We start from the raw sequence: 13,585 nt of genomic DNA, 5'->3' as shown, positions 1-13,585 counted from the left end.
GGTCACCGGAGGGCGTCGAGCGCGCGGAGCGCGCGGCGCTTGGCGCCCCCGCCGAACTGCCGGAGCGAGACCCGCCACGGGGTGCGCTTGCCGACGACGCTCGTCCGCCCGTCGGCGATCCCGTCGAGGATCGCGTCCGCGGAGCGCTCGTCGGCGCCGACCTCCGTCACCGCCTGCCCGACCATCTCGGAGATGTGGGCGTCGCTGCCGGCGGTCATCGGGAGCCCGTTGCGGACGGCGAACTTCTCGGCCTGTCGGTTCGAGCGCCCGGTGAACAGCCGCGAGTTGTACACCTCGATCGCGTCCGCGCTCGCGAGCCGCTCGTCGCTGACGTGCGCGGCGACGCCGTGGCGGGACTTCTGGAAGGGGTGGGGGACGACCGCGATCCCGCCCTGGTCGCGGATCCGGTCGAGCGTCTCGTCGAAGGGGAGGCCGCTCTCGACGCGCTCGTCGATGCCGAACGCGAGCACGTGGCCGACCGCGCAGGTCACCTCCATGCCGACGATGCCGACGAGCCCGTAGTCGGGGGCCTTCTCGGCCGCCTCGATGCTGGCGTCGATCTCGTCGTGGTCGGTGACGGCGAGCGCGTCGAGCCCGACCGCGGCCGCCTGCTCCAAGAGGAGGTCGACCGGGTCGCGCCCGTCGTACGACAGCGCGGAGTGCGCGTGGAGCTCGACCGATAGCACGCCCGACGGTTCGAGCGTGGTGATGAAAAGCGCCCCGGTCCGCGCCGGTTCACGCCGCTTCGCGGCGATCGAACCCCACTTCGACGATCTGTTATCTAAAAGCAACTGCGGTGGCGCGTGCGGACGAGCGGCCGGAGGGCGCGAGTCGCACGCGCGAGGGAGTCGCGAACGGTGCGATGTGCGAGCGAGGCGAGCACCCCCGTTGCGAGCGGTGAAACCGCGGGCAGTGAGCGACGGGGCTGGGGAGGCGTGAGGTGCTGTGCGCGAGTCCTCGCAGCGGGGCTTTGCCGGCGTTCGCCACCGGTCCGCCCTCGGTTGTTTATGTACGGACGGTGGAACCGATGAAAAGAACCCGCAACCACCGAGTGCTAGCTAAAACGCGCTCCCGCCTACGGTCTTCCGATAGGTCGCGCGCCCGGTGTGGCTCGACTCGTCCCACGACTCCACGTCGACGACGACCCGAGTGTCGACCGCGTCCCCGGGCGCGCCCTCGATCCGGAGCGTCGAGTCGCCGATGCGCGCGACGTGTACGCCGCCGTCGGACTCGCCCGTCACCATCACTTCGATCGCGTCCCCGGCCGCGTAGTCCGGCGTCGATCCCCGGAACGACCACCCGGCGAGGAACTTGTCGAAGACGCTCATGCGCGGGACACCTCCTCGGAGGCGCGGTCGGGGATGTACTCCCGCCCGAAGCCGGTGATCGCGGCGATGATGAATATCGCCACGAGGAACCAGCCGTGGAAGACGTACGGGACGACCTCGATGGGGTTCACGACCATCTCGGGGCCGTACTGGGACCCGAGGCCGTCCGGCCCGACCATCACCTGGTACCCGACCAACACGCCGCCCGCCCACGGGAAGATGTAGCCGAGCGCGGAGGTGTTGGCGTCCAAGATGTTCGCGCGCCGGTAGCCGTTGATGTTGAACTTCTCGCCGATCCGGGCGACGTACGGGGCGATCGCGATCTCCGCCGCGGTGTTTATCGTGATCATCCCGTTGATCGTCGCGGTGCCGAGGACCATCGTCAGCTCCGCCCGGCGGACGGTCGTCGCGACGCGGTCGAGGAGGAACGTCTGGATCGCCTCGAAGCCGCCGCCGCGGATCATGATCTGCGCCATCGCGACGATGAGAAGGGTGAGGACGATCAGCGGGAAGAACCCGACCGCGCCCGTGTAGAGGCTCCCGCCGACGCCCGCGGTCTCGCCGACCTCGACGACCGGGAGCCCGGAGAGCGCCCCGGCCTCCGTCACGGTGAAGGCGACGATGTCGCTCGCGCTCGACAGCCCGAACAGGAGGTTGGACGCAACCGCCACGACCAGCCCCCACGAGATCGCCTCGACGATGTGACGGCCCGCGACCGCGGTGACGATGACGACTCCCATCGAGAGCAGGTGGACTAGTCCGAGGGCGTTCGCGGACTCGCGGAGCGCGACGGCGCCCTCGAGGCTCACGCCGGCCATGGCCGAGCCGGCGATCAGGTACGCGGCGAACGCCGGGACCGCCGCCGCGATAGCGTACTTGAACCGCGAGGCGACGACCCCGCCGATGTCCGCGTCCTGAGTCACGGCGCTCACGATCGTCGTGTCGCTGACGGGCGCGAGGTTGTCGCCGAAGACGGCGCCCGACAGGATCGCGGCGAACAGCAGCACGGGGTTCGCGCCGATGAGCACGCCGGCCGGGAAGAACAGCGTCACGAACGCGACGGTCGCCCCGTATCCGGTGCCGATCCCGGTCGCGAGGAGGCCGCAGAGGATGAACGCGGCCGCGGGGAACGTCGACGCGCCGACGTTCAGAGCGTCGGCCGCGAAGATGAGCCCCTCGACGAAGCCGCCGGCCTGAAGCGTCTGGGCGAACATCCCGGCCCAGAGCCACGCGACGATCGCGGTCGCGGCCACGCGCTGGGTCATCCCTTCGAAGATCGTGTCGGCGTACGCCTTCCAGTCGCCGCGGACGAGGAACATCCCGAGCGTCGTTCCGACCAACGCGCCCACGACGAGCCCGTTGGTGTCACCGATCCCGAGGACGCCGCTCTGGAAGATCGCCCAGGCGATGAAGAAGACGAGCGGGAGGGTGCTCGCCCACTTTCCCCCGCGGAACTCGATCCGCGGGTCGTCGCTCCCTTCCTCGCCGACGCCGAAGTCGCTGCCGTCTGGGGGGTCACCGCCGTCGGTCGCGGCCGGGGTCCCCGCTGTCGTGTCGGTCATTTATCTCTCACACGCCTTCGGAGACCGACGGCTCACGTAAATCCCCGTGTGCGCTCCGTCAGACGGACCGGGAGCGTTCGCCCGACGGAATCGCCTCACGCGGGGACAAGAACACGCTTAAGACCCCCGACGGCGACCGTCTTGACGGGAACAGCACAGCTGCAGATCCGACTCGCCGGGGCCCTTTCGCCCGCGGCTTGGGAATGTAGCAGTGCGCCGACGCCTCCGGCGTCGCGGTCGGGCGGCCCGCTCGCGCGGACCGTCCGGTCGGAGCGCTCGCTCCGCGAGCGATCCGTAGCCGCGCCGCGCGGAGTCGCGGTCACGTTGCGGTTGTGCCGTTCCAACCAGACAGACAATGGCACGAATGCACACGCGCCGTCGCGGTTCGTCCGGTTCGGACAAACCGGCGACGGACGAGACCCCGGAGTGGAGCGACGTCGACGCCGAGGACATCGAGTCCCGCGTCGTCGAACTGGCGGAGCAGGGCCACGACCCCAGCGTCATCGGCCTCAAGCTGCGCGACGAGGGCGTCAAGGGCGTCCCGGTCCCCGACGTGAAGCTGGCGACCGGCAAGAAGGTCACTGAGATCCTCGAGGAACACGACGCCGACGCCGACATCCCGGAAGACCTCCGCAACCTCATGTCGCAGGCGGTTCGCCTGCGCGAGCACATGGCGGAGAACGGGCAGGACCACCAGAACAAGCGCGCGCTCCAGAACACGGAGTCGAAGATCCGCCGCCTCGCGAACTACTACCGCGGCGACGAGATCGACGAGGAGTTCACGTACACCTACGAGAACGCCGTCGAGCTCTTAGAGGAGTGAGCGGCTAGCACGGCGACACCGAGCGACCGATCCCGACCGACACACCACACATGACCGAAGCGACGTCCGCCACGCCCGCCCCCGACGCGCTCGCCGGCGTCCTCGCAGACGCGCCGTTCGTCCGGCTCGTCGCGACCGACGACGGCGACGCGCTGGCAGCCGCCGGGCTGCTCGCGCGAGCGCTCCGAGCGACGGGCACGCCGTTCCAGGCTCGGGTCGACCGCGACCCGGTGCCGGCGGACGTCGACGACGGCGTCGCGGTAACGGTCGGCGTCGACCGCGGCCCGCACGCGATCCCCGGAACGGGACGACCGGCGAGCACGGCCGCCTTCGCGGTCGCCCGCGCCCTCGGCGTCGAACCCGACCCCGTGGTCGCGCTCGCCGGCGTCGTCGCGGCCGGGTCGATCCCCGGCGCCGACGGCTCCGGCGACGCGCTCGACGCCGCGGAGCGGGCCGGCCGCGTCGAGCGGCGGCCCGGCGTCGCGCTCCCGGTTTCAGGCGGCGAGCGCGCCGCTCACGAGACCGACGGCGCGGACGCGGCCCCCTCGCGGGCCGAGGCCCTCGCGGCCTCGACGCTCGCGTCGACGCGGTACTCCGGCGACCCCGATGGGGCGCGCGACGCGCTCGATCCCTTGGGACTGTCCGCCGACCCCGACGCCGACGACCGCCGGCGCTTCGCGTCGCTGGTCGCGGTCGACGCGGTCGACGGCGACGATACGAGCGAGCGCGCGGCCGCTGCGGTCGAGCGCGCGCTCCGTCCGTACGCGACGGACGGTCCCTTCGAGACGGTCGGCGGCTACGCCGACGTGCTCGACGCGCTCGCCCGAGAGGCGCCCGGGACGGGGGTCGCGCTCGCGCTCGCGAGCGACCCGGCTCCGTCGCTTCGGACGGCCGCGCTCGACGCCTGGCACCGCCACGGACTGGCGGCGCACCGGGCGCTCGACGACGCGACGGTCGGCCGGTACGACGGCTGCGTCGTCGCCCGCGTCGACGCGGCGCCGGCGGTCCTGCCGACGGTCGCCCGACTCGTCCGGGACTTCCGGTCACCAGAACCCGTCGCAGTCGCGCTCGACGAGGGCGCGGGCCGGCTCGCGGCCGCTGCCGTCGAGCCCATCGGGCTCGGCGACGCCTGCCGGACCGCCGCCGACGAGGTCGGCGGCGACGGTTGGGGGACCCCCGCTCGCGGCGGGATCGCCGTCGAGACCGCCGGACCCGGCGACGCAGACATCACGGGGGCGCTGGCCGCGCTCCGGGAGGCGATCTGAGATGTCCGACGACGCCCCCCGAACGGCCGGCGACGACGCCGACCGGACCGCGACGGTCCGGACCACGCACGCCGACGCCGCGACCGTCGCGGCCGCGGTCGGGCCGGACGAGACCGACTCGATACGCACGCGCGTCGACGGCGACGCCGTCGCCTGCACCGTCGCGCGACCGACCACCGGCGGGCTCCAGTCGACGCTGGACGACCACCTCGTGAACCTGCGCGTCGCCGACCGCGTGGTCGAGCGCGCTCGGTCGCATATCGCCGCAGACGCCGACTCCGCCGACACCCTCGACTCCACAGACGAACCACAGACGACCGACACCGACACACACACCGACACATGAGCGAACGATCCGTATCCAAGAGCAGAGAACAGAAGCGCTGGTACTCCGTGCTGGCGCCCGAACAGTTCGACCGACAGGAGCTCGGCGAGACCCTCGCCGAGGAGCCCCAGCAGGTCGTCGGCCGCACGATCACGACGACGCTCGACGAGCTGACGGGCGACTCCAACGCGAACAACACGAAGCTGACCTTCAAGATCACCGACGTGGGCAGCGACTCGGCGTACACCGAGTTCATCAAGTACGAGCTGACGCGCGACTACCTGCGCTCGCTCGTCCGCCGCGGCGCCTCGAAGGTCGAGGCGTCGATCACGGTGCTGACCACGGACGACTACCGCATCCGCGTCCAGCCCGTCGCCCTGACGACCAAGAAGGCCGACCGGTCTCAGGAGAAGGCGATCCGCCGCGTCATGATCGACAAGGTCCACGCGGCCGCCGAGGAGCGCACCTTCGAGGCGTTCGTCGACGCGATCGTCGACGGGAACCTCTCGTCGGCCATCTACGGCGACGCCAAGGAGATCTACCCGCTTCGCCGCGTCGAGGTCCAGAAGCTCACCCTCGAAGCGCGCCCGCGCGAGGTCGCCGCCGAGGAGGAGGCCGCCGTCGACGTCGACGCCGACGAAGTCGCGGTCGACGCCGACGAGTAACGGCTCGTCCACCCGACGCGACCCCGTTTTGCGTTTATCTCTTCCCGAGCGGCCGCGCCGTCACCGAGCGGGTCAGTCCGCGTCCGACGCCGTGTCGGCGGCCATCCGGATTCGCGCCGACTCGAAGCCACACTCCCCGTAGAAGCCGCGAGCGGACTCGTTCTCGACGTCGACGTCGAGCGTGACGCGCTCGCAGCCGCGGTCGGCGGCGGCCCCCCGGGCGCGGTCGAGCAGCCGCCGCCCGATACCCTCGCCGCGGCGCGGCGGCCGGACGTACAGCCCGCTCACGTGGAGTCGGTCGCCCGCGGCAAACACGGGTGCGGACGACTCGGGGCTCGCGGCGGCGTAGCCGACGAGGCGGGTGTCATCGCCCGTTTCGCCGTCCGCGACGGCGACCCACGTCACCGCCTCGTCGTCGTCGAGCTTGTCCCGTCGGTGTTCGACGCCCGCGGCGACGAGGTCGACGTCGTCCGCGAGTGCGTTCCGATCGGCGAGCCGCGCCATCTCGCGCGCGAACGGTAGCCACAGGTCCTCGACCAGCGGTCGCACGTCGCCCCGCCGGAGCCGCCTGATCGTCGGGGTCACTCCGGATCGACCGCCATCGTCATCTGTTTGCGGTACTCCTCGAACCCGGTCCGCTCGTAGAACGCCACGGCTCGCTCGTTGTCGACGTCCACGTCGAGCCGGAGCTGCCCGCAGCCGTGGTCGCGGGCGTCGGCGACCGCGCGCTCGACGAACCGGTCCGCGAGGCCGGTGCCGCGGTACGGCGCCGCGACGTATATCTCGCCGATCACCAGCCGGTCCGGGCGATCGAACGGGTCGGGACACGCGTCGACGCTCGTCATCAGCAGGCCGACGAGGTCCAGGTCGGGATCGGTCACGTCGGCGGTCGCGGGGTCGACCGCGGCGTCGGCCGCCCCGTCGGCGGCGGTCGCGGCGACCCAGCTGCGGCTTCCCGAATCGTCCAGCTGGTTCCGGGCGAACTCCACGTGTCGCTCGACGAAGCGCTCCTCGGGCCAGTCCGCGAGGTCGTGGGCCCCGACGGCGTCGGCGAGGTCGCGGTTGTACGGGAGCCACAGGTCGGCCGCGTAGCGGCGGAGGGCCTCCTCGTCGGACGGCAGCCGTCGGATCGCGGGTCGATCGCCGGACATACCCGGTAACTCGGTCGGCGAGAGAAGTGTTTTCCGGCCGCGTGCGACCCGTCCGCATCCGGCGATATCCGGGAGACGAAAGCTTGAAACGCCGCTCGCTCGACCTCTCGGGTATGGAACTGCGGGTCATCGAGAAGACCGACACGGAACTCCACATCGAGATCGCGGGCGAGGATCACACGTTCATGAACGTGCTGAAGGGCGCCCTGCTGGAGTCGGACGACGTCGCGGCCGCGACCTACGACATGAATCCCGAGCAGTCCGGGGGCCAGACCGAACCCGTCCTCACCGTCAAGGCCGAGGAGGGCGACCCGCTCGACGTGCTCGGGGACGCCGCCGAGTCGATCACCGAGCGCACGGACGCCCTGCGCGACGCGGTTCGCGCGGCCTGACCGCGCGGTCTGACCGCGGACGGACCTCTTTCCGCTCTCTGTTTTCCGGTCCCCTGCGCGCTGCGAGGGGCATACCTAAGTGCCGACTCCCGAAACGGGGGTGTATGCCGCCGAGCGTACTCATGCTGGGGTGGGGGTACCCGCCGAACATCACCGGCGGGCTCGACGTCCACGTGGGAGAACTGTTCACCGGGCTCCGCGACGAACTCGGTGTCGACGCCGCGCTGGTGTTGCCGGCGGAGTTCGCGCCCGACGACGAGCCGGGACTCGAACCCGTCGAGACCGGCGAGGGCGACGTCGCGGCGCGCGTCGGGGAGCTCTCCGACCGCCTCGCCGAACTCGCGCCCGACTACGACGTGATCCACACCCACGACTGGTTCGGGTACGGGCCCGGTCGCGCCGCCGCCCGCGAGTCCGACGCGACGTGGGTCTCCTCGTTCCACTCGCTGGCGAGCGACCGCAACATCGACCCGCCGAGCCGCGAGGTCGAGACGGAGCGCCGGCTCGCGAACGCCGCAGACACCAACATCGCGGTCAGCGAGATCGTCCGCGAGGACATCCGAGAGCTGTACGACGCGGACTCGCGGGTCGTGTACAACGGCTTCTCGACGCCGCAGTTCTCTGGGAAGGACGTCCGCGAGGACCTCGGTATCGACGGCGAGATGCTGTTCTTCGTCGGCCGCCACACCGACCAGAAGGGGATCTCGCACCTCCTGTACGCGACCAAGAAGCTCCGCGGCCGCGACGTGACGCTCGTCGTCGGCGGGTCGGGCCACCAGACCGAGCAGCTGAAGCGGTTCGCCGAGCTGCTCGGCATCGAGGACCGGGTCGAGTTTGTCGGCTACGTCCCCGAGGCAGAGCTCGGCGACTACTACGCCGCCTCGGACGCGTTCGTCTCGCCCTCGTATGCCGAGCCGTTCGGGATCACGATCACGGAGGCGCTGGAGGCGGGCACGCAGGTCGTCGCGACGCCGTCCGGCGTCGCGGAGGTGCTCCCCGACGGCTGCCTCGTCGAGGTCGAGACGGACTCGGAGTCGATCGTCGACGGGCTCATCGAGGCGCTCGACCGCGAGGAGCCGCCGGAGTACGGGCGCCGCGAGTGGCTGGACGTGGCGGAGGACACGCTCGCCGTGTACGAAGACGTCGCGTAATCCGTTCGAACCCCTTCTCCCCGAGACGCCCCGCTCAGTCCTCGTCGCCCCGGAACACGTCGAACTCGGTCACCGGTTCCGGGTGCGTGACCCGGAAGCCGTCCGCGGTCTCCATGACCCCGCGCGTGCTGCCGGTCGCCCCGCCGTACGGGCTCTCGTCCCCGCCCGCCCCGGCGCCCTGATACGGCGAGGTGTACGGCGACCCCCCGACCGGGTCGTCGAACCCCTCGGGGGGAAGGTAGATCCGCTCGCCGCCCTCCGACCGCACGACGACCGCGACGTCTCGCGTGCCGGCCACGTCGATCACCGTGCGGTCGTCGGTGACGCGCGCGTCGATGTCGATTTCGTCCATGCCCCACGTTGCGACCGGGGACGGTTTAGCCCTACCGGCCGTCCCCGACGGCGCCGCGGGCCGGTCCGTCGCCGACGCTCACCGGTGGTGAATCCTTTTGTGCGGCCGCGCCGAACCTCGCTTCGATGGACGTCAACAGCCATGCCGAGGAGCTCGCCTCCGACCTCGGCGTCGACAAAGAGGAGGTCAAAGCCGACCTACAGAACTTACTGGAGTACAGCGTCCCCATCGACGAGGCGAAACAGAGCGTCCGCCGGAAGCACGGCGGCGGGGGCGGCGGCTCGACGCCGACGCCCGACGCCGTCGACGTGGGCGAGATCACCACCGACCACGACGGCGTGACGGTGACGGTTCGCGTGTTGACGCAGGGGACGCGCACGATCCGGTATCAGGGGGACGACCTCACGATCCGGGAGGGCGAAATCGCCGACGAGACCGGCGTCATCTCCTACACCGCGTGGCAGGACTTCGGCTTCGAGCCGGGCGACTCGCTGACGATCGGCAACGCCGGCGTCCGCGAGTGGGAGGGGGCGCCGGAGCTGAACCTCAACGACTCGACGACGGTCGCCATCGCCGACGAGGAGGTCTCGGTCGACCGCGAGGTGGGCGGCGACCGCAGCCTCGTCGACATCGCGGCCGGCGACCGCGGCCGCAACGTGGAGGTCCGCGTGCTGGAGGTCGACGAGAAGACCATCTCCGGGCGCGACGGCGAGACCGAGATCCTCGAAGGGGTCGTCGGCGACGAGACGGCGAAGCTCCCCTTCACCGACTGGCAGCCGCGCTCCGAGATCGAGGTCGGCGCCGACCTCCGGATAGAGGACGTGTACGTCCGGGAGTTCCGCGGCGTCCCCTCGATCAACCTCACCGAGTTCTCGACGGTGACGCCGCTCCCCGACCCCGTCGAGGTCGCGGAGGACGCCCCGCGGCTGTCTGTCGCGGACGCCGTCGGCTCCGGCGGAATGTTCGACGTCGAGGTCGTCGGGAACGTGCTGGAGGTCCGCGACGGCTCCGGGCTCATCGAGCGCTGCCCCGAGTGCGGCCGCGTCGTCCAGAACGGCCAGTGCCGGAGCCACGGGGACGTGGACGGCGAGGACGACCTACGGGTGAAGGCCATCCTCGACGACGGCACCGACACCGTGACCGTCGTCCTGGACGACGAGCTCACCGCCGAGGTGTACGGCGGCGGGCTCGACGACGCCCTCGCCGCCGCGAAGGACGCGATGGACAAGGAGGTCGTCGCGGACGACATCGCCGACTCGCTCGTCGGGCGCGCCTACCGCGTCCGCGGGAACCTCTCGGTCGACGACTACGGCGCGACCCTCGACGCGGCCGAGTTCGAGCTCGCCGCTGACGACCCGGCCGCCCACGCCCGCGCCGCGCTCGCGGAGGTGGGCGAATGAGCGACGACGGGCCGGGCACGCGTGAGGTCGCCTACCGGGTGTTCGCCGCCGAGTTCGACGACGCCTCGCTGTCGTACTCCGAGAGCGACGAGGAGCGCGCCCCCAACTACGTCGTCACCCCGACCGGCGCGCGGGTGAACCGCCTGTTCACCGCCGGCGTGCTCACCGAGGTCGAGCGCGTGAACGACGAGACGCGGCGCGGTCGCGTCGTCGACCCGTCGGGCGCGTTCGTCACCTACGCCGGGCAGTACCAGCCGGAGGCGCAGACCTTCTTGGAGCGCGCCGACCCGCCGGCGTTCGTCGCGCTCACCGGCAAGGCGCGCACCTTCGAGCCCGAGGACTCCGACCGCGTCTTCACCTCCGTCCGCCCGGAGAGCCTCAACGAGGTCGACGCCGACACCCGCGACCGCTGGGTGGTCTCCGCCGCCGAGGCGACGCTCGACCGCCTCGCCGCGTTCGAGCAGGCCCTCGATTCCGACCTGCGCGGCGACGAGCTCCGCGCGGCGCTGGAGGCGGGCGGCGCCCCGGCTCCGCTCGCCGCCGGGATCCCGAAGGCGCTCGACCACTACGGCACGACCGCGGCGTACGCAGAGGCGGTCCGCCGGCTCGCGGTCGACGCGCTCGAGCTGATCGCGGGCGACCGCGACGAGGTCCGGTCGATCGACGTCGCCCCCGACGAGGGGGACGCGACCGCGATCGGTCCGCTCCCCGACACCGACGTGACGATCGCGGAGCCGGCGGCGACGCCCGAGGCCGACGCGACCGCGGCCGCGGACGTCGGCTCCGACCCGGAACCCGCCACCGGTGAGAGCGAGGCCGAACCGACCGCCGAGGCTACCACGTCGACCGCGGATACCGACTCGTCGACCGCCGCCGCCGGATCGACCGCCGAGGCCGAGTCGCTGCTCGACGACGCGGCCGAGATGGAGGGCGCCGGATCCGCGGAATCCTCGGAAAGCGAGACGGCCGAACCGGAGGCGACCGCGACCGCCGACTCCGGATCGCTCGGCGATGCGGGCGACTCCACCGAGCCGACGGACGAGAGTACCCCGACCGACGATAGCGTCACGACCGACGAAGGTGCCGCGGCCGACGACGGCGGCCTCGGCGACTTCGACGCCGGTGACGACGGAGACGACATCGGTGACTTCGACGCGGGCGGCGATGACGACATCGGAGACCTCGACGCGGGCGGCGATGACGACATCGGAGACCTCGGCGCCGGGGGCGACGAGGGCGCGAGCCCCTCCCCCGATCCGGACGCCGACGGGGACGACATGTACCAGCTCGACGACGAGGAGCGCGAGGAGATCGAGTCCGAGTTCGGCACCGACTTCGCGACCGGGACCGAGGTCGACGAGCCGGGCGAGGCCGACATCGACGTGCCCGACCCCGAAGAGATCGTCGAAGAGCCCGACGACGACTCCGCGGCGGCCGCGGACGATTCGGCCGCCGCAGAGATCCCGGAGCCCGACACCGCCGCCGCGACGGACGACGGAGATGAGGCCGAGACCGACGGAGACGCAGCTGACGACATCGACCTCGAAGCCGCGGCGGTCGCGGCGATGGACGACCTCGACGACGGCGACGGGGCGCCCCGCGAGGCGGTCGTCGAGCGCGTCGCGGACGACCACGGGGTCGAACCGGGCGCGGTCGAGGACGCGATTCAGGACGCGCTGATGAGCGGGCAGTGTTACGAGCCGGGCGACGGGCTGCTCAAGCCGATCTGATGGCGCGGGTCGAGCCGGTCGTCGGCGAGCCGGCGGCGGTGGCCGACCTCGGCGCGGAGCGCGCGCTGCTCGTCGCCGACGTCCACGCGGGCATCGAGGTCGGACTGCGCTACGAGCGCGGCGTCGAACTCGACTCCCGGGCCGACGAGCGCCGCGAGCGGCTCTGCGACCTCGTCGCCGAGACCGACGCCGACCGGCTCGTCGTCCTCGGCGACCTCGCGCACCGGATCGGCGCACCCGACGGCGACGAACGGGAGGAGCTGGAGGCCCTGATCCGCGCCGTCACCGACCGCGTCCCGATGACGCTCGTCGAGGGGAACCACGACGCGGGCGTCGCGGAGGCGTTCGCGGCCGACCTCGACGTGATCGGCCCCGAGGGCGGGCGGCTCGGTCGCGGGTCGGCCTCCGGTGTCGCGGTCTGTCACGGCCACACGTGGCCCGACCCCGCGCTCCGCGACGCCGACGTGATCTGTACCGGCCACGAGCACCCGCAGGTCCGACTGGAGGACTCGGTCGGCGGGTCGCGCGTCGAGCGCGCGTGGCTCCGTGGGACCCTCGACCCCGCGGCGTTCACCGAGTCTGGTGATGCTCCCGGCCCGCCGGCCGATCCGCCGGAGCTCGTCGTCTTCCCCGCGTTCAACGAGCGCTCCGGCGGGACGTGGGTCAACGTCGAGGGCCAGTCGTTCCTCGCGCCGTACCTCCCCGCGGCGCTCCCCGCCGCGGACGCCTACCTGCTCGACGGGGCGCGGCTCGGGGACTACCGGGACATCTGAACGCCGCGGACCGATCGCGGAGCGACCGTTCCGCCCCGCTCCGCCGGCGAGACCGTTTTGTCCCGCGACGCGGAACCGGCCCCATGGTCACCGACCGCTCGCCCACCGCGATCGACGAGGCCGGGTGGCACTGGCTCCGGGTCAAACACGTGACGGGGTTCCCCCGCCAGGCCCGCGACGGCTACTTCCCGGCGCACGACGTGATGCGGCCGGCCGCGACGACCGAGGCGGACGCACCGGGGATCGACGCCGGAAAGAAGTCGCTACCGGCCGGCCCCGAGACCGTCCGCGACGCCGACCGCCTCGCGCTGGAGACGACGTACCTGAGCGGGAAGTGGCTCGTCGAGCGTCCGGCGGAGGCGGTCGACGACCTCTGGGAGGCGGTGGTCGACGACGTCGCGGCCGAGCGGTTCTGGGACGCGAAGGTCGCGACCGCCGCCGGGTGCGAGGCGTTCGGCGAGTCCGACCACGCGGTACTCGTGTTCACGCCGAACTACTTCGATCGAACGGACGTCGACCGGGTTCGACGCCGGCTCAGGGAGGAACACGGGGTGACCAAGCGGATCCGATACCGCCCCGACGTGTACACGCTCGGCGGGGTCCACGAGGCGCGGCTCGGCCCGCTCGCCGACTCCGACGCGGCGCGGTTCCGCGCGTGAGATTCGCGT

At 72.0% G+C, this 13,585-nt stretch carries 16 protein-coding genes; 10 read left to right on the top strand and 6 right to left on the bottom strand.

The window, feature by feature from the left end:
• Positions 1-2: 2 nt before the first annotated feature.
• The 3 genes from EXE52_RS13520 to EXE52_RS13510 form a co-directional block, all read right to left on the bottom strand.
• Entirely contained in the window at positions 3-686 is a 684-nt protein-coding gene (locus tag EXE52_RS13520) for a PHP domain-containing protein (RefSeq protein WP_049931333.1), read from the bottom strand.
• 372 nt (positions 687-1,058) lie between these two features.
• Complete coding sequence (locus tag EXE52_RS13515; RefSeq protein ID WP_049931332.1) at positions 1,059-1,328, bottom strand: hypothetical protein; 270 nt, start codon at positions 1,326-1,328, stop codon at positions 1,059-1,061.
• The gene (locus tag EXE52_RS13510) at positions 1,325-2,890 is read right to left on the bottom strand and encodes a Na+/H+ antiporter NhaC family protein (RefSeq protein WP_086216343.1); all 1,566 of its coding nucleotides are present in this window, start codon (positions 2,888-2,890) and stop codon (positions 1,325-1,327) included. Before EXE52_RS13510 ends, EXE52_RS13515 begins: the two co-directional genes overlap by 4 nt.
• A 355-nt stretch (positions 2,891-3,245) precedes the next feature.
• Here EXE52_RS13510 and EXE52_RS13505 point away from each other — a divergent pair, with 355 nt between their 5' ends.
• From EXE52_RS13505 to EXE52_RS13490, 4 genes are read left to right on the top strand one after another with little or no spacing between them, the layout of a single operon-like run.
• Positions 3,246-3,713: a 30S ribosomal protein S15 gene (locus EXE52_RS13505; RefSeq protein WP_049931330.1), complete on the top strand. Its 468-nt coding sequence runs from the start codon at positions 3,246-3,248 to the stop codon at positions 3,711-3,713.
• A gap of 50 nt (positions 3,714-3,763) precedes the next feature.
• The gene (locus EXE52_RS13500) at positions 3,764-4,978 is read left to right on the top strand and encodes an exonuclease RecJ (protein ID WP_089307931.1); all 1,215 of its coding nucleotides are present in this window, start codon (positions 3,764-3,766) and stop codon (positions 4,976-4,978) included.
• Between the two features lies 1 nt (position 4,979).
• Positions 4,980-5,324: a KEOPS complex subunit Pcc1 gene (locus EXE52_RS13495; protein WP_089307930.1), complete on the top strand. Its 345-nt coding sequence runs from the start codon at positions 4,980-4,982 to the stop codon at positions 5,322-5,324.
• Positions 5,321-5,968: a 30S ribosomal protein S3ae gene (locus tag EXE52_RS13490; protein WP_049931327.1), complete on the top strand. Its 648-nt coding sequence runs from the start codon at positions 5,321-5,323 to the stop codon at positions 5,966-5,968. Before EXE52_RS13495 ends, EXE52_RS13490 begins: the two co-directional genes overlap by 4 nt.
• Positions 5,969-6,040: 72 nt before the next feature.
• On the opposite strand, the gene EXE52_RS13485 is transcribed toward EXE52_RS13490, so the two are convergent.
• Both EXE52_RS13485 and EXE52_RS13480 read right to left on the bottom strand, forming a co-directional pair.
• Positions 6,041-6,553, bottom strand: a complete 513-nt coding sequence (locus tag EXE52_RS13485) for a GNAT family N-acetyltransferase (RefSeq protein ID WP_089307929.1) — start codon at positions 6,551-6,553, stop codon at positions 6,041-6,043.
• Positions 6,550-7,119 (bottom strand): N-acetyltransferase, encoded by a 570-nt coding sequence (locus EXE52_RS13480; RefSeq protein WP_089307928.1) that lies wholly within the window; start codon positions 7,117-7,119, stop codon positions 6,550-6,552. The genes EXE52_RS13485 and EXE52_RS13480 overlap by 4 nt, the downstream gene beginning before the upstream one ends.
• Before the next feature lie 113 nt (positions 7,120-7,232).
• Here EXE52_RS13480 and EXE52_RS13475 point away from each other — a divergent pair, with 113 nt between their 5' ends.
• Both EXE52_RS13475 and EXE52_RS13470 read left to right on the top strand, forming a co-directional pair.
• Positions 7,233-7,511 carry a DNA-directed RNA polymerase subunit L gene (locus EXE52_RS13475; RefSeq protein WP_049931324.1) on the top strand — a complete coding sequence of 93 codons (279 nt, stop codon included), beginning with the start codon at positions 7,233-7,235 and terminating at the stop codon, positions 7,509-7,511.
• Between the two features lie 122 nt (positions 7,512-7,633).
• The gene (locus EXE52_RS13470; protein WP_049931347.1) at positions 7,634-8,662 is read left to right on the top strand and encodes a glycosyltransferase family 4 protein; all 1,029 of its coding nucleotides are present in this window, start codon (positions 7,634-7,636) and stop codon (positions 8,660-8,662) included.
• A gap of 34 nt (positions 8,663-8,696) precedes the next feature.
• On the opposite strand, the gene EXE52_RS13465 is transcribed toward EXE52_RS13470, so the two are convergent.
• Positions 8,697-9,014, bottom strand: a complete 318-nt coding sequence (locus EXE52_RS13465) for a hypothetical protein (protein WP_049931323.1) — start codon at positions 9,012-9,014, stop codon at positions 8,697-8,699.
• 125 nt (positions 9,015-9,139) lie between these two features.
• Here EXE52_RS13465 and EXE52_RS13460 point away from each other — a divergent pair, with 125 nt between their 5' ends.
• The 4 genes from EXE52_RS13460 (at position 9,140) to EXE52_RS13445 (ending at position 13,576) form a co-directional block, all read left to right on the top strand.
• Complete coding sequence (locus EXE52_RS13460; protein WP_049931322.1) at positions 9,140-10,414, top strand: Single-stranded DNA binding protein; 1,275 nt, start codon at positions 9,140-9,142, stop codon at positions 10,412-10,414.
• Positions 10,411-12,144: a hypothetical protein gene (locus tag EXE52_RS13455; protein ID WP_049931321.1), complete on the top strand. Its 1,734-nt coding sequence runs from the start codon at positions 10,411-10,413 to the stop codon at positions 12,142-12,144. The genes EXE52_RS13460 and EXE52_RS13455 overlap by 4 nt, the downstream gene beginning before the upstream one ends.
• Positions 12,144-12,917: a metallophosphoesterase gene (locus EXE52_RS13450; protein ID WP_089307927.1), complete on the top strand. Its 774-nt coding sequence runs from the start codon at positions 12,144-12,146 to the stop codon at positions 12,915-12,917. The genes EXE52_RS13455 and EXE52_RS13450 overlap by 1 nt, the downstream gene beginning before the upstream one ends.
• An 83-nt stretch (positions 12,918-13,000) precedes the next feature.
• Positions 13,001-13,576, top strand: coding sequence for a putative phosphothreonine lyase domain-containg protein (locus EXE52_RS13445; protein WP_089307926.1), 576 nt, complete (start codon positions 13,001-13,003; stop codon positions 13,574-13,576).
• The last annotated feature ends 9 nt before the right edge of the window (positions 13,577-13,585 follow it).

Source organism: Halorubrum sp. CGM4_25_10-8A (assembly GCF_005435025.1).
Taxonomy (GTDB): Archaea; Halobacteriota; Halobacteria; order Halobacteriales; family Haloferacaceae; genus Halorubrum; species Halorubrum ezzemoulense.
The sequence above is the reverse complement of the archived record's forward strand: the minus strand, read 5'-3'. Positions and strand labels throughout refer to the sequence as shown.